Here is a 17,202-nt window from a genome sequence, read left to right as displayed (position 1 = left end):
CTTTACGACGATCTGAAGCGTCGCATCCTGACGATGGAACTCGATCCGGACGAGGATCTGGACGAGGTAGCGTTAAGCGAGCGCTACGGCCTGTCGCGCACTCCGGTGAGGGAAATCTTCCGCAGATTGGAGGGCGAAGGCTACATCGAAATTCGCGCCAACCGGGGTGCCCGGGTCGTTCCGATGAATCACTCGACCCTTAGGCAGTTCTTCCTCGTCGCTCCCATGGTCTACGCCGCCATCGGCCGGCTGGCGGTGCAAAACTTCAAGCCTTCGCAGTTGGTAGACCTGAAAGACACGCAGGAGCGTTTCCGCGCCGCGAGCAAGTCGGGCGACGCACTGTCGATGGTGGTCGAGAACAACAGGTTTCACGAGATCATCGGCGAGATGTCCGGAAATGCCTATCTTCAGCCGAGCCTCGGCAGGCTGCTGATCGATCACGCCCGTATCGGCCACACCTTCTTCCGGCCCCGCAATGATGACATGCGTCGGCGTTTGGGGATCGCCGTCGAACACCATGACGGCTTCATCTCGGCCATTGGCGGTCATGATGAGAACGCTGTCGTCGACCTGGTGTTCGAGCATTGGGAACTGTCGCGCGAGACCATGGAGATGTTCATCGCACCTCAAGGCTTGAAGGCGGATGCCCTGGTCGGCGATTCCTGACGGCTGCGCTCTGTCCTTCTGAAAAACCTTCCATTCTGCCACGTTATGGTTTGTCTGGGACTGTTGGTCGGCTGCGGCGCCACGCTCGCGAGACTCCCAATAGCCGCCAGTCCGCATAGCATGCGGCGTCATCGAGGCATGCCTGCCCTTTTCGCTCTGATTCTGTCACGCCGCCCGGTTGCGGCTCTGTCCCGGCGCCATTGTCGTCGCATCTCCGGCCACGGACGGCGGTTCGGTTCAGGGCATCAGCATTGTGTTATCCAATTATAAGATTTGTGTACCCAAAAAATACAATTTGTTGACTCCGGCACGCCGGTGTGCAATCTTGCGCGCCATCAAATGCGATCGACCGGGTTTCGGGCGCTGAGGATTTCTCAGGAGAGTTCTCAGACGGTTCTCCTTTGGCCGAATGACGCATTGGTCGGAAACGGCCGCTCCGGGACAGGAAGCCTGCATGAACATGTCCGATTTCCCTTTCTCAGGATTGAACCTCGCGATTGCCACGCCATTCGACGCGCAAGGTCGCATCGATCTCGGCAGGCTCGAGCAGAACATCGAGCGCTATATCGCGGCCGGCATACGGGGCTTTGTTCTGAGCTCGGGCACGGGCATGCACGCATACCTGTCGGCGGACGAGTCGAAGTCTCTGGTCAAAAAGGGCGCCAAGATCATCAACGGGCGCGCCAAGATCATTGTGCAGACCTGCGCGCTGCTCGTCGAAGATGTTGTCGAGCGGACCCGCCACGCCAAGGATTGCGGCGCCGATGGGGTGATGGTGCTGCCGCCCTTCTTCGAAGGCCCAACGGATGACCGGGGCATTGTCGACTTCTACACGGAGGCCGCAAAGGGCGGACTGCCGATCATCGGCTACAACGTGCCCCAGGCGGTGGGCGTTGCGATCACGCCCTCGCTGCTGAGGGAACTGTGCGCGATTCCAGGCTTCTGCACCGTCAAGGATAGCGGCGGCGATCTCGGCAAGCAGGCTTCGCTCATTCGCACCGGCCTTCCGGTCATGAATGGCGCCGACCACCTGGTGGCCTATGCCCTCTACGCGGGATGCAGCGGCCTGATATGGGGCGGAGCAAATTTTGCGCCCAGGACAACCGTGGCCCTGGTTGAAGCGGCAGCCTCAAAAGACTGGGCTGACGTGCGCAAAATCTGGGCGTCGCTCGAGCATGTCATGTCCCTTCTTTGGCAGGGCGACTACGTGCAGTCGGTCTATGCCGCGGCAGACTTGGTCGGCTATGGCGCCGGAAGTCCCCGCAAGCCTTTGCGCGCGCTCCCCGCCGACAGAGTAGCGACGCTGCGACGGGCGCTCGGCACCCTCGTCGAGCGCGAGGCGGCCTGATCGTGAGCCAGAAAGCCAAAGTCTTCTCAACTTTCCTGCCGGCGAACCGTGGCGCCTCACCTGTCACGTCGATCGGGGCAAAGGTGCGGATGGCGGTTCGCGAGTGGAGGGCGGGCCGATCCGCGACGTCGGGGTAGGCGGCGTCGCTGCAGGCGCAATCGGGAGACGATGAAACGCCTTCTTGCATCACCCTGCTAGTTCAGTTTCGCCGGGCGGCGTGGGTTCGGTGTCGGTCTGTCAATAAGCCACGCGAAGAATGAGGAGAACAAAATGAGACAACTACTATTTCCTGCCGTTGCCCTCGGAGCGCTGCTTACCGCAGGTGCCGCACAGGCGGCTTGCGGCGACGTTACATTGGCGGTCTTCAGCTGGCAGTCGGCCGAGGCGATGTCCAATGTCGACCAGTTCATCCTGAAGAACGGCTACGGCTGCAACGCCACGACGGTTGCGGGCGACACCGTGCCGACGATCACCGCGATGATCGAGAAGGGCCAGCCGGACATTTCTTCGGAATCGACGCCAAGCCTGCTCGGTGACGTCTATATCAAGGGCGCCGCCGAGGGGCGGATCAGCCAGATCGGCACGGCGATCAGCGACGGGCAGGTTTCCGGCTGGTACATTCCCCAATATGTCGCGGATGCGCATCCCGATATCAAGACCGTCGACGACGCCATGAAGCATCCGGAGCTGTTCCCGGCTCCGGAAGACCCCTCGAAAGGCGGCGTTATCCAGGGCCCGCAGGGTTGGGGCGACACGGTCGTGACGGCGCAGCTCTACAAGGCCATTGAGGGTGACAAGAAGGGCTTCGAGTTGGTCCCCACCGGCTCGGCGGCAGCGCTCGATGGCGTCATCTCCAAAGCCTATGAACAGAAGCAGGGATTCCTCGCGCAATATTGGGCACCGACATCCCTTCTGGTGAAGTATCCGATGGTGCGCCTCGAAATGGCTCATGACGATGCCGAGTGGGCGCGTTGCACGTCAAAGCAGGACTGTCCGGATCCGAAGCCGAACTACTGGAAACAGGCTGAGATGGTGACGCTGGCCAGCAGCAAGTTCACCCAGCGTGACGACGTCGGCCCGGTCAAGGACTACCTCGCCAAGCGCAGCTGGACCCAGGCTGAAGTCGGCAAGGTGATGCTGTGGATGACCGACAACCAGGCCAATGGCGAGGACGGCGCCAAGTGGTTCATCAAGAACATGCCGGAAGTCTGGACCAAGTGGGTCCCGGCTGACGTCGCCGAAAAGGTCAAAGCCGCGCTCTAAATCGGGCAATCGGGCGGGTGGAGGCTTTGAGCGTATTCAAGGCCTCCACCTAGGCGGCTCGGTCCGCCGGCGTAGCCTTTGTTCCCTGCTCTCGGCCTATGGCCGGCAATGTGTCCCCAATGGCGCAATCACAATAGGGCATCGCGATATGGATTGGCTTTTCAGATTCCCTCAACTCGACCCTGAATTCCTGCTTGCGGTGAAGCGGTCTATCGACGGCGCCCTGAAGGCGCTGACGCGCGGCTACGGTCAGGCGATCGAAGACTTCTTCTATCCGCTGCTGCGCGTTCTCGTCTTCTTCGAAAGCACCATCTCGAACGCGCCCTGGCCGCTGGTCGTGCTCGCCCTGGCGGTCATCGCCTGGTTTGCGGCACGGCGCTGGGCTGTGGTTGCCGCCGTTGTCGGCACGCTCATCGCCATCGGCCTCCTTGGCCTGTGGCAGGACGCGATGAAGACGATCTCGCTTGTCTTCACCGCGACGATCTTCGCCATCGCCATCGGCATTCCGCTCGGCATCCTGATGAACCGCTACAAGCGCGTCGGCGCGGTCATGCACACGGTGCTCGACGTCATGCAGACGATGCCGCCCTTCGTCTATCTCATTCCGGTCGTCATGCTGCTCGGCATTGGCCGGGTGCCGGGCTTCATCGCGGTGGTGATCTATGCCATCCCGCCGATCATCCGCCTCACCGACCTCGGCATCCGCCTGGTCGACAAGGAGGTGCTGGAGGCCGCCGACGCCTATGGCTGCTCGCGCTCGCAAAAGCTCTGGAAGGTACAGATCCCGCTCGCCATGCCGACCATCATGGCCGGCATCAACCAGACCATCATGATGGCGCTCGGCATGGTGGTCATCGCCTCGATGATCGGCGTGCAGGGGCTCGGCCTCAACGTTCTCCAGGCCATCGCCAACCAGTACTTCACGCAAGGCATCTTCAACGGCTTTGCCATTGTCGGCATCGCGATCATTTTCGACCGCATCAGCCAGGCCTATGGCCACCGGCTGCAGAAGCATCGGGGTGCAACTCATGACTAGCAACAACGCCTCAATCGAAATCCGTGACCTGTACAAGATCTTCGGCAAATCTCCGGAGAAATACGTCGATGCGGTCCGCAACGGTCTGTCGAAGACCGAACTCGGCAGGACGCATGGCCACATTCTGGGGCTGAACAAGATCAACATCTCCATGCCGGCGGGCAAGGTCCAGGTCGTCATGGGGCTATCGGGCTCAGGCAAGTCGACGCTGATCCGCCACATCAACCGGCTGATCGAGCCGACATCTGGCTCGATCATGATCGACGGGCGCGACGTTCTGGAAATGTCGGAGCTGGAGCTGCGCGAGTTCCGCCGCAACCACACCGCGATGGTGTTCCAGAGATTTGGACTGCTGCCGCACCGGTCCGTCATCGACAACGTCACGTTCGGACTGGAGGTGCGTGGTGTCGAGGCGGCGAAGAGCCGTGACATCGGCATGCGCTGGATCGAGCGCGTCGGCCTCGCCGGCTTTGAGCAGCGCTATCCGGACGAACTGTCCGGCGGCATGCAGCAGCGCGTCGGGCTTGCCCGCGCACTCAGCAACAATGCCTCGATCCTGTTGATGGACGAGGCCTATTCGGCTCTCGATCCACTGATCCGGACCGACATGCAGACCATGCTGCTCGATCTGCAGACCGAACTGAAGAAGACCATCGTCTTCATCACCCATGATCTCGATGAGGCGCTGCGGCTCGGTGACCAGATCGTCATCTTGCGCGACGGTTCGATCATCCAGCAGGGCAACAGCCAGGACATCCTCTTGCGCCCTGCCGACGACTACATCGAGCGGTTCGTCAAGGACGTCAATCGCGGCCGCTTCATCAAGGTCGACGCTGTCATGGAGCCGCCGCCGCAATCCGAGAGCAGACCGCTGCCGAAGCTGAAGTCCGGCTTGACGCTCGAGATCGCCGCCAAGGAACTAACCAACTCTTCCTATGACGCGGCCTTCGTCACCGCAGACAGCGGCCAGCCGCTCGGGTTGATTTCCCTGCGGCAGATCACGGCGGCTCTATCATCCGGGTCGGCCGCGTGAAGATACGCAATTAGCGTCCTCCGGACGCTGATGAACGTTCCGAACGGGATAAGCGCTCCGGGGCTTGCCGGGGCGCTTTGACAAGAAAGCTCGCAGAAGGGCCGAATGACGCATTGGCCGAAACCGCCATTCCATTGACGGAGAACTATCTTGAAATTCGAAGGCATCTACACACCGGCGATCACGCCGCTCGGCCCCGATGGGCGGATCGATAACGCCGCGTTCGCGGACGTTCTGGAGTCACTTATTGAAGCCAAAGTGCACGGCATCATCATTGGCGGATCGACCGGCGAATACTACGCCCAGAGCACCCAGGAACGCTTCGCTCTCGGCGCCTACGCCAAGAAGGTGATTGGCACCCGCATCCCCCTCATCATCGGCACGGGTGCTATCAGGACCGAAGACTCGGTCGAATACGCCAAGGCGGCGAAAGAGATCGGCGCCGACGCGATCCTCGTATCGTCGCCGCCCTACGCCTTGCCGACGGAGCGCGAGAATTCGGTTCATGCCCTCACTGTGGACCGCGCCGCGAACCTCCCGATCATGCTCTACAACTACCCGGCGCGCATGGGTGTCATGATGGGGGAGGAGTATTTCTCCCGCATCGGAAAATCCCGGAATGTCGTCGCCATCAAGGAGAGCTCCGGCGACATGGGCAATCTGCATCGGCTGGCCCGCAAGTTCCCGCACATCTCGCTGTCCTGCGGCTGGGACGACCAGGCCCTCGAATTCTTCGCTTGGGGCGCCAGGAGCTGGGTCTGTGCCGGCTCGAACTTTCTCCCGCGCGAGCACGTCGCGCTCTACGAGGCGTGCGTGCTCGAGAAGAATTTCGACAAGGGCCGCGCGATCATGACCGCGATGCTGCCGCTGATGGATTTCCTCGAATGTGGAAAATTCGTCCAATCGATCAAGCATGGATGTGAGCTGATCGGCCTGAAGGCAGGTGGCGTTCGTGCGCCGCTGCGGCCTCTCAACTCAGAAGAAAAGCGAACCCTGCAGACTGTCGTCGCCACCTTGAAGCGCACGGTCGCCCAGATCACTTCAGGAGCAAACCATGCATGAGCCTTTGACCGCCGCCGAATACAGGGCGCTCGCCGCGGAGATCCAATTCCCGACCAACGCCTTTGTTGATGGGGCATTCCGTCCGGCGAATTCCGGCAAGACATTCAAGACGACAAATCCGGCTACCGGCGAGACGCTTGCCGAGATCGCCGCCTGCGATTCAACCGATGTCGATTTCGCCGTGGCCAAGGCCAGGGAAGCCTTCGATGACGGCCGCTGGCAGCACCTCTCGCCCGCGGAGCGCAAGGCCGTCCTCCTCAGATTCGCCAAGCTCTTGGAGCGCAACCGCCACGAGCTTGCGGTCATGGAGAGCCTCGACAGCGGCAAGCCGATTCGCGAATGCCAGACCGTCGACGTGCCGGATACGATCCATACCCTGCGCTGGCACGCCGAGCTCATCGACAAGCTCTACGACAACACGGCGCCTGTCGGCTCGAAGGCGCTGACCATGGTCGTGCGCGAACCGGTCGGCGTGGTCGGCTGCGTCCTGCCGTGGAACTTTCCGCTGCTGATGCTGGCCTGGAAGATCGGGCCGGCGCTGGCCGCCGGGTGCTCGGTGGTCGTGAAGCCCGCCCAGGAGACAACACTGACGACGCTTCGTGTCGCCGAGCTGGCCCACGAGGCCGGTATTCCGGCCGGTGTCTTCAATGTCGTGCCTGGCGGCGGCAAGGATGTCGGCGAACCGATCGGCATGCACATGGGCGTCGACATGGTGGCCTTCACCGGATCGACGCCGACCGGGCGCCGCTTCCTGCGCTACGCGGCGGACTCCAATCTTAAGCGCGTCGTGCTGGAATGCGGCGGCAAGAACCCGGCGGTGGTTCTCGACGATGCCGAGGATCTCGACCTGGTCGCCGAGCAGGTTGTCAACGGAGCCTTCTGGAACATGGGCGAGAATTGCTCGGCCACGTCGCGGCTTATCGTCCAGGCCAGCATCAAGGACGAATTGCTGCAGCGGATCGGCGCCTATATGCGCGAGTGGAAGACCGGCGATCCGCTCGACCCGGAAAACCGCATCGGCGCACTGGTCAGCAAGAGCCATTTCGAAAAGGTGAAATCCTTTCTCGCCGATGCAAAGACCGAAAAGCTCACGGTCGCCCACGGCGGCGGCACGCAGAAAGGCATCTATGTCGAGCCGACGGTCTTTGACGGTGTCACCCCTTCGAGCCGGCTGTTCCAGGAAGAGATTTTTGGTCCGGTCCTCTCGGTCACGACATTCAATTCGCTGGCTGAGGCGATCGCGCTTGCCAACGACACCAACTACGGCCTGACCGCGTCCGTCTATACGGGGAGCCTGCGCAAGGCGATCAAGCTTTCGCGCGAAATCCGCGCCGGTGTTGTCACCGTCAACTGCTTCGGTGAAGGCGATGCGACCACTCCGTTCGGCGGCTACAAGGAGTCCGGCTTCGGCGGGCGCGACAAGTCGGTCTTCGCGCATGACAACTACTGCGAGTTGAAGACGGTCTGGATCGACGTCTCGGATCGTTCGGTCGACGAGACCGTAAGATGAGTGACCTTGTGGTCAAGCGTCTCCCGGCGGAATCCGGAACCTCGGGCTGGGAGGCGATCAGCAAGCGATCCTTCCCGGTCCGCGCGCTTGAAGGCGACGTTTCGGCCGACTGGCTGATCATCGGCGGCGGCTTCGCCGGCCTCTCGGCGGCGCGGCGCCTCGCCCAGCTTCGACCCGGAGACAAGATCGTCCTCTTGGAAGCAGCAGAAATCGCCAAGGGTCCGGCGGGCCGCAACTCGGGCTACATGATCGACGTCCCGCACAATCTGTCGTCGGGCGAATACTCCGTTGCCGGTGAAGCCGAAACCAGGGCCGAGATCGCCCAGAACCGTTTCGCGATTTCCTTCGCCGCTGACGCGGCGGCGGAATACGGCATGGCCGCGCGCACCTTCGATCCGTCGGGCAAGATCAATGCCGCGGCGACGGGGCGCGGCATGACGCTCAATGCCAACTATGGTCGCTCGCTAAAGGCCATCGGCGAGGAGCACCGCTTCCTCGATGCCGTGGAGATGCGGGAGTTGACCGGCTCGTCTTACTATTTGGGCGGCCTCTATACGCCGGGCACCGTGATGATCCAGCCCGCCGACTATATTCGCGGGTTCGCTGCGGGCCTGGCCTCCAAAGTCGACATGTTCGAGCGCTCGCCGGTGCTGAAACTCGAACGCCTCGGCAGGACCTGGAAAGCGTTCTCGCGCAATGGGACCGTTACCGCTCCAAAGGTGATCCTGGGCGTCAACGGCCACATCGACGACTTCGGCTACTTCCGCGGCCGCCTGATGCATATCTTCACCTATGCGTCGATGACCGCCCCCTTCACATCGAAATCGACGGGCAAGGACAGGTGGGCCTTGCTTCCGGCCGACCCGATGGGCGCAACGGTCAGGAAGATTTCCAGCGATGGATCTTCGCGCATCGTAATCAGAACCCGGTTTACCTATGACTGGGCCGTTCAAGTCAGCGAAAAGCGTCTAGCCGGTATCGCCGCCGAGCAGCGGGCTTCGCTGGATGCGAGGTTTCCGGACCTTAAGGACGTGCCGTTCGAATACGTCTGGGCCGGTCGGCTTTGCCTCAGCCGCAACCATGTCCCGGCCTTCGGCGAGATCGAAGAGGGCCTCTATTCGGCATGCTGCGAGAACGGTCTTGGGACCGTCAAAAGCACGCTCGCGGGCGTCATGGCCGCCGATCTGGCGACCGGTGCCCGCTCCGAGATGCTCGACAAATTCTCGGATCAGCCACAACCGGCAAGGCTGCCGCCCGAGCCGCTGGCGTGGCTCGGCGTGAACGCCGTGATCCGTTTGCAGGAATTGCGTGCTGGCCGCGAAGGATGAGCCCTGGCCGCGCAATGTGAAAGTTGAGCCGGTACGGCAAAGAGAGAGATCATGCGCCGCAGCTTCTTCTGCATCGATTCCCATACGTGCGGCAATCCGGTTCGGCTCGTTGCAGGGGGTGGCCCCTTGCTGCCCCACGCCCCGATCGCCGAGAGGCGTGAACTCTTCATGCGCGATCATGACTGGATCCGGCAGGCACTGATGTTCGAACCGCGTGGACACGACATCATGTCGGGCGCGATCATCTACCCGGCATATCGCGAGGACTGCGATTTCGCCGTCATCTTCATCGAGGTCAGCGGCTGCCTGCCGATGTGCGGCGCCGGCACGATCGGACTGGTGACGGCGGCAATCGAGGAAGGCCTGGTGACGCCCCGGGTCCCGGACAGGCTTTCCATCGAGACGCCCGCGGGACGGGTTGACATCCGGTACGAAAAGCCGGGCGAATTCGTTGACTCCGTCCTTATGTTCAACGTCGCCAGTTACCTGCATGCCGCGGATGTCGCCGTCGATGTCCCTGGCCTCGGCCGGCTCGTCGTCGACATCGCCTATGGCGGCAACTTCTACGCTGTCGTTGAGCCGCAAGAGTCGTGGCGGGGCATCGACGGCCTGTCGGCCAGCGACATCGTGGGTCTCAGCCGCAGTCTTCGCGAGGCCCTCGAACCAGTCTGCGATCCGGTTCATCCCGACGATGAAAGGATCCGCGGCGTGCACCACGCCATCTGGTGCGACAAGCCGTCAACCAGAAATGCCGACGGCCGCGGCGCGGTGTTCTATGGCGACAAGGCGATCGACCGTTCGCCGGGCGGCACTGGCACCTCGGCACGCATGGCGCAACTCCATGGCAAGGGCCGGCTGAAGGTCGGTGACATTTTCCGCCAGGAAAGCCTGATCGGCACGGTGTTCGAAGGCCGCGTCGAGGCGGAGACCGACATCGGTCCTTTCAAGGGGATCACGCCAAGCGTCGGCGGCTGGGCCCGCATCATCGGTCACAACACGATATTCGTCGATGACCGCGATCCCCTGGCCCATGGATTCCAGATTGCGTAGAGGCCGCTCGCTTCAGCCTGAGGTCGTCATGTCGTTCATGGAGCATCAGTGCGACTATTCCGCCGGCATCATGGCCACAATTTTGCCGGTAGGATAGCAGCGCGGGCGACGAGCCTCGAAGCCGCAAGTGGCCGAAGCGAAGGAAACGATCGATGAAATCCGCAAGCGGAATTGCCGAGATGAACCGACTGAAAATCGGTTTTGTGCTCGCGCGTTCGTTCACCCTTTCAGCCTTCGCCTTGTTCGTCGATACGCTGCGTCTGGCCAGCGACGAGGCGGACCGGTCGGGCCGCATCTTTGCCGATTGGCAGGTTCTGGCCAGCACTCGGCATCTGATCACCTCCAGCTGCGGCGTGCAGGTCGCGCCGACATCGGATCTTGTGGACCCCAGTCTGTTCGACTATATCGTCGTCGTCGGCGGGCTGTTGAACACCGAGTTCCCGGTCGACGACGAGACGGTCCGCTATCTCAAGAAGGCAGCCGCCAGCAAAGTGCCATTGATCGGCGTCTGCACGGGGACCTTCGTGCTTGCGGACGCCGGCCTGATGAAGTTCCATCGGACCTGCGTCAGCTGGCTGCACTACCAGGCATTCCGTCAGCGCTTCCCGGATCACGAAGTCAGGTCGGACCGCATCTTCAACCTCGATCGGACGAGGGGATCGTGCGCCGGCGGCAGCAGTGCCGCGGACATGGCAGCATCGATCGTGAGGCGTCATATCAGCGAACGCGCCGAAAGAAATGCGCTCGAGGTCCTGCAGATCGACAAGGCGCGCCCGGCCTTGCACATCCAGCCGCGCCGACCGCTCTCGATCGAATGCAACGATCCGCGGCTTCAGGCGGCGCTGATTGCGATGGAAAACCATATCGAGAATACAATCTCGATATCCGAGATCGCGGCATCGGTTGGATTGTCGCGAAGGCAGCTGGAACGCTTGTTCATGGAGAAGACGAAAACCTCCCCGGCGCTCGTCTACAAGAAGGTGCGCCTCGAGCGGGCAAAGCAGCTTCTACTCGAGACCAGCGTGCCGATGCTCGACATCGCCATCGAAGTCGGCTTCGAGAACGCGTCGCATTTCTCCAGGGTTTTCCGGGAGACATTTGGAATGCCGCCGAGCAAACTGCGATCGGCGGTTGCCGGCGGCACGAGCCTTGTCGATAGATAGACTCAATACCACCAGGCGCAGCAGTGCGGCGATTGACAGGCTTCAGGTCACATATTGCTGCACGGTCGGATCGGCGGTCGTGGCCTGAACGGAAGAGGCTGGCGCCGGAGAGGAATGTCGGCGAGCGATGACCGGATGGGTTTGACGGCAGCAGTGGGTTGAGCGGCGGCGGCTACACGCCTAGCGAGCAGCCCCGCCGACATTGCGGCGAGCTTGGATGCAATACTCAACGACGGTTCCTCCCAGGAGAACACCAGCACATCCTAATCTAGCACACGCGCCGCCGCGCTCGCAGTTACATTTGCTAATATCCGATCAACCGGTGCGAAGTCTTCTGGCGGACTCGATCTTCTTCAGCCGTGCCTTGGCCTCGCTCACGCGCCGCTGCGCACCTCTGATCCTGCAGCACAGGGCCAAATTGACAGCGACGTTGCCGTCCCCCTCCAGCAGTTTTTCAGCCCGTTCCAGGGCCAGTTCCGCTCGGCCGGCACGCTGCCGCGCCTTGTCCATTTCGAAGCTGTAAATTTCAACCATCTTTCCGCTCGCGTTGCGGTCCCTTCAAGATCGAAACCAGTGCCGATTGGATTGGTTCCGACACGGCGCGCAACAGCCTGTCACAATGCGGGGGCGCGGTTTGGCAGGGATCGTCTGGCTGGTCAATGGGAGATGCAGCGGCATCGCGGCGGGGAGTTCTAGCTTCCCCGCTCCTGTGCCGCTATTTCCCGAATCCAGCCGCGCAGGCTTTCGGCAGCGGGGGAAAGCATGCGGTTGTCATTCCAGGTGAGGTAGTAGCCGCCCGGCGCCGGCAGCTCCAGATCCGTCAGCCTGACCAGCTTGCCTTCGTCGATCTGCGCCTCGACCAGGCGGTGCCAGCCAACGGCAACGCCCTGGTCGGCCTGGGCGGCCTGCAGCGCCACGAAGAACTTGCCGAAGCGCCGACCTCTGGTCGAACCGTGCGGCACGCCTGCGCGCCGCAAAACCTCGTCCCAGCCGGCCCAGTCGGGATCAACCCAATCAACATGCAGCAGCGGCAGGTCAGCCAGCGATTGCGCGGTTGCATCGCGGTGCCTGCTCGCAAAGCCAGGCCCGCAAACGGGGTAGATGGTCTCGTCGAAAAGCAGCTCGGCATTCTCGTCCGGCCACGATCCAAATCCGTAGCGAATGCGCAATTCGACTTCGGCGCGGCGGTAGTCGCGAGGATCGTCGGAGATCAGGTGGTCGACGGAAATATCCGGGTGCCGCGTCCAGAAGTCCGGCATGCGCGGGATCAGCCACATCGATGCGAGGGCATCCGAGCAGGCCAAAGTAACGTTCCTCGAACGATCGCCGCGCTTCACATTTCGGACGATGTCGGCGGCTCGCGAGAAGCCGCTGGCGAGCACGCCGTAAAGGTCCTCGCCCGCGCTTGTCAGCGCCACGCCGGTCCCCAGCCGGGTAAAGAGCGGCACTCCGAGCTCGTCCTCGATCGCTTTGATCTGCCGGCTGACGGCGCCTGGAGTGACGTTCAGTTCCGCCGCCGCCAGCTTGAACGACAGGTGCCGGGCGGACGCCTCGAAAACCGCCAAGGCGGTCAAGGACGGCAGATCGTAGTAGCGGCGAACCATCTCAAGCTCCCAACAGTTCAATGATCGCGCGGCGCGACAGCTTGAGCAAGAGAGGCCAATCTGTCCGAAAGCCGTTTTTCGAGCGATGCGATAGCCCGCGTTTCGGCAGACTATGGCCGCGATCCCAACCCTTCGCGGCGGATCATAGGAGAATCCGACGAACCAACCCGTCGCGATCCCCGACGCCTTCCAATCAGCGTCCGACGCCGCTGTCGACCGCCGCGTAACTCAACAAGGAGGTGAGACTTTTGCAGGCTTGCGCCGCTGGCGTTCGGCGGTGGTTCGGAGAATATGAGCCGAATTCTCCCTCAAAATATGGCTCGAGCGATGACGGATACTGAGAAGAAGACGGTGGTGATAACAGGCGCGGCCGGGGGCATCGGCCAAGTGCTCTCCAGGCAGTTCATTGCCAACGGCTATCGTGTGGTCGCCGGCGACGCCGACCAGGCGGGGCTGGACAAGCTCGCCGCCGAGCTCAACCGAAGTGAGCAGAAGGTCTGGAGCAAGGCCGGCGATCTTCGCGACAAGGCCTATTGCGAGGATTTGATCGAATACGCCATCCAGGCCACAGGGCGTCTGGACGTGCTCATCAACAATGCCGGCATCATCACCCGCGGGAACATCCTCGAGACGACCGACGACGACTGGGAGCGGACGTTCGACATCAATCTGAAGTCGATCTTCTACACCTGCCGGCGCGCCATTCGTCATATGAAGGGTCATGGCGGCGGCGCGATCGTGAACATCGCATCCTGCTGGGGACTTTATCCCGGGCCCGGCCACGCGGCCTACTGCACCAGCAAAGCGGCCGTGGCGGCGTTCTCCAAATGTCTTGGCCGCGATCATGCCGGCGATGGGATACGGGTCAATGCGGTGTGCCCGAACGAGGTCAACACGCCGATGCTGCGCACCGGCTTCGCCAAGCGCGGTTTCAATCCCGACACCGCCATAGCGGAGCTCAACAGCACGGTGCCGCTCGGCCGGATCGCCGAGCCGGAAGACATAGCCGAGGTGGTCTACTTTCTGAGTTCCGACGCCGCCCGCTACATTGCCGGCACGACGGTCGAAGTGAACGGCGCAAAGCCGGTCTATTGAGGACACCATGGCTGACAGACTGGCAGGCAAGATCGCAATCATCACCGGCGGCGGGCGCGGTATCGGCGCCGGCATCACCCAGCGCTTTGTGGAGGCGGGCGCAAAAGTCGCCATTGTCCAGAGGAACTCGCCGCCTGAGACGATGCTCAACGAGGGTGTCATCTACGTGAAGGCGGATCTCTCCAATTCCCGGGACATTGCTGCTGCCGTCGAGACCGTCGTCGAACGGTTTGGTGGCTTGGATATCCTCGTCAACAACGCCGGCATCATGTTCGAGAAGACGGTCGACGAGATGACCGAGGCCGACTGGGACCAGATGATGGACATCAACCTGAAGGCCCCGTTTCTGCTGACAAAGGCGGCAATGCCGCACCTTCGGAAGCGGCCCTGCGCAAGCATCGTCAACATCGGCTCGATCGAAGGGCTGGCGTCCAATCCCGGGCATCCAGCCTATTCAGCCTCGAAAGCGGGCATTCACGGCTTCACGGCGGCGGTCGCCGTTGACCATGGGCACGAGGGCATCCGCTGCAACGCCATCGCGCCAGGCTGGATCAATTCCGACCTTAGCGAAGCCTACATTGACAGCATGGCCGACAGGGATCGCGTCCGTAGGGAGCTGCTTGTCATGCATCCGGTCGGGCGTCTCGGCCAGCCGACCGACGTCGGAAACCTCGCAGTCTGGCTGGCCTCGGACGAAAGCGCCTTCGTCACCGGCCAAGTCTACGTCATCGATGGTGGGCGCACAAAGAAGCTGCCGCTGCCGGTCTCTTGAGGCTGAGAACCCGGCAATCCGTACCGGCTTTGCGCGCAACTCGCCCCTGGATCAGGGACGAGCCCGACCAAGCAGAAGGGTGAATTCCGATGGTGTTGCCAGCGGCCGCGGCTTAGCGGCGGGAGGTCGGAGACTCGGCCTTTCCGCGCTTTAGTCAACAGGCGCGTGAGACTTTTGCAGTAGGTGAAATCCGCTGCTTCCGGCAATAGTTCCGGCCGGCTCACAAGGGCCGCACAATTTCTCTTGGAGGCCGCGTCATGACTGCTCAACTGCAAGTTTCTCGTAGGGGAGGGCGGGAAGCGCGGCGGACCATCCGCACGGCACCGAAGATCGACATGCTGCCGACGCTGAAGCGCGGCCTGCCGGTGCTGGAGCCTATGGATGCCGAGCAGGTCGAGCGCATTCACCAGGCTTCACTCGCGATCCTCGAAGACGTCGGCGTTGTGTTTCGCGACCCGATCGCGATCGAGGACTGGAAGAGGGCCGGAGCCGACGTGCGCGCGGATGACAGGGTCCATCTTGATCGCGGCCTGGTCATGGAGCTCATCAAGACCATTCCTTCCAGGATCGAATACTTCGCCCGCGACCCGGCGAAGAATGTCGAGCTCGGCGGGCCGAAGTCGATCTTCGTGCCGATGACCGGCGCGCCCTTCATGCGCGACCTCGATGATGTCAGGCGCGGCCCGACGATCGCCGACCTCGGCACCTTCCACAAGCTCGCGCACATGATGCCGGCGCTGCATTCGTCGGCGCACCACATCGTTGAGCCGATGGACCTTGTCGTCGCGCATCGGCACCTGCACATCACCTATTCGTCGATGAAGCATTCCGACAAGATCTTCATGGGCATGACCACCTCGCCCAAGAACGCCGAGGATGTGCTCGACATGTGCGAGATCCTCTTCGGCGAGGGTTTTCTCGAGACGCACGCCGTCACGACAGGCAATTGCAACGGCAATTCGCCGCTGGTCTGGGACCAGGTCATGCTCGGCGCCATGCGCGCCTTCTGCCGGCGCAACCAGCCGGTGCTGTGCTCGCCCTTCGTTCTCGGCGGCGCCAACACGCCGGCCTCCACCGCTGCGGCGGTAGCGCAGCTCAACGCCGAGGCACTTTCCGCGCTGGCTTACACACAGGTGATACGCAAGGGCTGTCCGGCAATCTACGGGCACTACCTTTCGACGGTGTCGATGCAGTCGGGCGCGCCGATGGCAGGCACGCCGGAAATCTCGCTCATGAACTTCATGATCGGCCAGATGGCTCGCCGCTACAACGTGCCCTGGCGCACGTCCAACCTGCTCGGCGGCGCCAAGGTTTTCGATGCGCAGGCCGGCTATGAGAGCGCCATGACCATGATGGCGGTCCTGATGTCGGGCGCCAACTACATCTGGCATTCGGCGGGCTGGAACGAAGCCGGCATGCACTGCTCGATCGCGAAGTTCGTCGTCGACGCCGAGGTCTGCTCGATGGGCTATCGGATGACGCAAGGCATCCAGTGGGACGATTTAGACGAAGCCTTGGCCGCTGTCCGCGATGTCGGCCCCGGCGGCCACTATCTTGGCCATCCGCATACGCAGGCCAACTTCGAGCGGGCATTCTTCATCCCCAAGCTTTTCGACAACAATTCGATCGAGCAGTGGTACGCGGACGGCTCCAAAGACATCAAAGTGCGCGCCCTGGAACATGCCCGGCGGCTTCTGGCCGAGTATGAAGAACCCACGCTAGATGTCGCGAAGGACGAGGAGCTGCGCGCTTACATAGACCGGCGATCGCGCGAGATTCCCGCGGTCGATGCATTGAACGAGGAATATTGAGGGTGAAGCCCGAGCCCGGAATGTTCGGTAACCCAACCGCCATGCACGGCCTCCGATGAACGCGTCCGCGAACATAAGCGCCATGAAGTCATCCGCCACGCCGGGAACTTCGGCGATAGCCGGCAGGCCCTTCGAGCTGGTGGTTTTGGTGTTGCCCGGCTTCTCGCATCTGGCGCTTCACGCCTATATCGAACCGTTCCGCATCGCCAATACGATATCGCGCCTGCCACTGTTCCGCTGGCGGATCGCGGGCCTGAACGCTGGGCCCGTGGAGGGTGCCAACGCCCTTTCAATTGCAGTTGATGCAACAATCGATGAGCTGGGTTGCGGATCGGACGATCGCAAGCCGGATCAGCTCGCGATAATGGCGGGCGAACCGGTCGAACGGCAACTGACGCCACAACTCAACGGATTTCTGCGCACGATTGCGCGCCGCGGCGTTTCGATATCGGCGGTTGGAA

Annotated in this window: 15 protein-coding genes and 1 pseudogene; 14 read left to right on the top strand and 2 right to left on the bottom strand. The window is 62.2% G+C overall.

The window, feature by feature from the left end:
- The 10 genes from EOA33_RS06810 to EOA33_RS06765 all read left to right on the top strand — a co-directional run.
- On the top strand, positions 1-666 hold a 666-nt coding region (locus EOA33_RS06810; RefSeq protein ID WP_145989081.1), incomplete at its 5' end, for a GntR family transcriptional regulator.
- A 460-nt stretch (positions 667-1,126) separates the two neighbouring features.
- Positions 1,127-2,014 carry a dihydrodipicolinate synthase family protein gene (locus tag EOA33_RS06805; protein ID WP_126059236.1) on the top strand — a complete coding sequence of 296 codons (888 nt, stop codon included), beginning with the start codon at positions 1,127-1,129 and terminating at the stop codon, positions 2,012-2,014.
- 270 nt (positions 2,015-2,284) lie between these two features.
- The gene (locus EOA33_RS06800; protein WP_126056445.1) at positions 2,285-3,277 is read left to right on the top strand and encodes a glycine betaine ABC transporter substrate-binding protein; all 993 of its coding nucleotides are present in this window, start codon (positions 2,285-2,287) and stop codon (positions 3,275-3,277) included.
- A 148-nt stretch (positions 3,278-3,425) separates the two neighbouring features.
- Entirely contained in the window at positions 3,426-4,313 is an 888-nt protein-coding gene (locus EOA33_RS06795; protein ID WP_127405283.1) for a proline/glycine betaine ABC transporter permease, read from the top strand.
- On the top strand, positions 4,306-5,346 hold the full coding sequence (locus EOA33_RS06790) for a betaine/proline/choline family ABC transporter ATP-binding protein (protein ID WP_245455632.1): 1,041 nt from the start codon (positions 4,306-4,308) through the stop codon (positions 5,344-5,346). Before EOA33_RS06795 ends, EOA33_RS06790 begins: the two co-directional genes overlap by 8 nt.
- A 150-nt stretch (positions 5,347-5,496) precedes the next feature.
- Positions 5,497-6,408: a dihydrodipicolinate synthase family protein gene (locus EOA33_RS06785; RefSeq protein ID WP_127400359.1), complete on the top strand. Its 912-nt coding sequence runs from the start codon at positions 5,497-5,499 to the stop codon at positions 6,406-6,408.
- Positions 6,401-7,918: an aldehyde dehydrogenase gene (locus tag EOA33_RS06780; RefSeq protein ID WP_126056442.1), complete on the top strand. Its 1,518-nt coding sequence runs from the start codon at positions 6,401-6,403 to the stop codon at positions 7,916-7,918. The genes EOA33_RS06785 and EOA33_RS06780 overlap by 8 nt, the downstream gene beginning before the upstream one ends.
- Entirely contained in the window at positions 7,915-9,246 is a 1,332-nt protein-coding gene (locus tag EOA33_RS06775; protein WP_127405282.1) for an FAD-binding oxidoreductase, read from the top strand. Before EOA33_RS06780 ends, EOA33_RS06775 begins: the two co-directional genes overlap by 4 nt.
- 51 nt (positions 9,247-9,297) lie before the next feature.
- Positions 9,298-10,296, top strand: coding sequence for a 4-hydroxyproline epimerase (locus tag EOA33_RS06770; RefSeq protein WP_127400360.1), 999 nt, complete (start codon positions 9,298-9,300; stop codon positions 10,294-10,296).
- 152 nt (positions 10,297-10,448) lie between these two features.
- Positions 10,449-11,459: a GlxA family transcriptional regulator gene (locus tag EOA33_RS06765; RefSeq protein WP_126056440.1), complete on the top strand. Its 1,011-nt coding sequence runs from the start codon at positions 10,449-10,451 to the stop codon at positions 11,457-11,459.
- Between the two features lie 315 nt (positions 11,460-11,774).
- On the opposite strand, the gene EOA33_RS06760 is transcribed toward EOA33_RS06765, so the two are convergent.
- Both EOA33_RS06760 and EOA33_RS06755 read right to left on the bottom strand, forming a co-directional pair.
- Positions 11,775-11,993, bottom strand: a complete 219-nt coding sequence (locus EOA33_RS06760; RefSeq protein ID WP_126056439.1) for a hypothetical protein — start codon at positions 11,991-11,993, stop codon at positions 11,775-11,777.
- Between the two features lie 158 nt (positions 11,994-12,151).
- Entirely contained in the window at positions 12,152-13,063 is a 912-nt protein-coding gene (locus EOA33_RS06755; protein ID WP_126056438.1) for a LysR substrate-binding domain-containing protein, read from the bottom strand.
- Positions 13,064-13,390: 327 nt separating this feature from the next.
- Here EOA33_RS06755 and EOA33_RS06750 point away from each other — a divergent pair, with 327 nt between their 5' ends.
- The 4 genes and pseudogenes from EOA33_RS06750 to EOA33_RS06735 all read left to right on the top strand — a co-directional run.
- Positions 13,391-14,158, top strand: a complete 768-nt coding sequence (locus tag EOA33_RS06750; protein WP_126056437.1) for an SDR family NAD(P)-dependent oxidoreductase — start codon at positions 13,391-13,393, stop codon at positions 14,156-14,158.
- Positions 14,159-14,165: 7 nt separating this feature from the next.
- A complete protein-coding gene (locus EOA33_RS06745; RefSeq protein ID WP_126056436.1) occupies positions 14,166-14,930 on the top strand; it encodes a glucose 1-dehydrogenase in 765 nt (254 codons plus the stop codon).
- 257 nt (positions 14,931-15,187) lie between these two features.
- On the top strand, positions 15,188-16,741 hold the full coding sequence (locus tag EOA33_RS06740) for a trimethylamine methyltransferase family protein (RefSeq protein WP_126056435.1): 1,554 nt from the start codon (positions 15,188-15,190) through the stop codon (positions 16,739-16,741).
- Positions 16,742-16,823: 82 nt separating this feature from the next.
- Positions 16,824-17,202, top strand: a pseudogene (locus EOA33_RS06735) (hypothetical protein); the annotation flags it as partial.

The sequence above is a fragment of the Mesorhizobium sp. M4A.F.Ca.ET.050.02.1.1 genome, from assembly GCF_003997725.1.
GTDB lineage: Bacteria > Pseudomonadota > Alphaproteobacteria > Rhizobiales > Rhizobiaceae > Mesorhizobium.
Note: the sequence above shows the minus strand (reverse complement) of the source record. Positions and strands in the feature narration are given on the sequence as shown.

Excerpts from the sequence above, each read along its gene's own strand:
- EOA33_RS06800 (WP_126056445.1), top strand. The coding sequence starts at position 2,285 with ATGAGACAACTACTATTTCCTGCCGTTGCCCTCGGAGCGCTGCTTACC.
- EOA33_RS06765 (WP_126056440.1), top strand. The coding sequence starts at position 10,449 with ATGAAATCCGCAAGCGGAATTGCCGAGATGAACCGACTGAAAATCGGT.
- EOA33_RS06740 (WP_126056435.1), top strand. The coding sequence starts at position 15,188 with ATGACTGCTCAACTGCAAGTTTCTCGTAGGGGAGGGCGGGAAGCGCGG.
- EOA33_RS06780 (WP_126056442.1), top strand. The coding sequence starts at position 6,401 with ATGCATGAGCCTTTGACCGCCGCCGAATACAGGGCGCTCGCCGCGGAG.
- EOA33_RS06790 (WP_245455632.1), top strand. The coding sequence starts at position 4,306 with ATGACTAGCAACAACGCCTCAATCGAAATCCGTGACCTGTACAAGATC.
- EOA33_RS06795 (WP_127405283.1), top strand. The coding sequence starts at position 3,426 with ATGGATTGGCTTTTCAGATTCCCTCAACTCGACCCTGAATTCCTGCTT.
- EOA33_RS06805 (WP_126059236.1), top strand. The coding sequence starts at position 1,127 with ATGTCCGATTTCCCTTTCTCAGGATTGAACCTCGCGATTGCCACGCCA.
- EOA33_RS06750 (WP_126056437.1), top strand. The coding sequence starts at position 13,391 with ATGACGGATACTGAGAAGAAGACGGTGGTGATAACAGGCGCGGCCGGG.
- EOA33_RS06755 (WP_126056438.1), bottom strand. The coding sequence starts at position 13,063 with ATGGTTCGCCGCTACTACGATCTGCCGTCCTTGACCGCCTTGGCGGTT.
- EOA33_RS06745 (WP_126056436.1), top strand. The coding sequence starts at position 14,166 with ATGGCTGACAGACTGGCAGGCAAGATCGCAATCATCACCGGCGGCGGG.
- EOA33_RS06770 (WP_127400360.1), top strand. The coding sequence starts at position 9,298 with ATGCGCCGCAGCTTCTTCTGCATCGATTCCCATACGTGCGGCAATCCG.
- EOA33_RS06775 (WP_127405282.1), top strand. The coding sequence starts at position 7,915 with ATGAGTGACCTTGTGGTCAAGCGTCTCCCGGCGGAATCCGGAACCTCG.
- EOA33_RS06760 (WP_126056439.1), bottom strand. The coding sequence starts at position 11,993 with ATGGTTGAAATTTACAGCTTCGAAATGGACAAGGCGCGGCAGCGTGCC.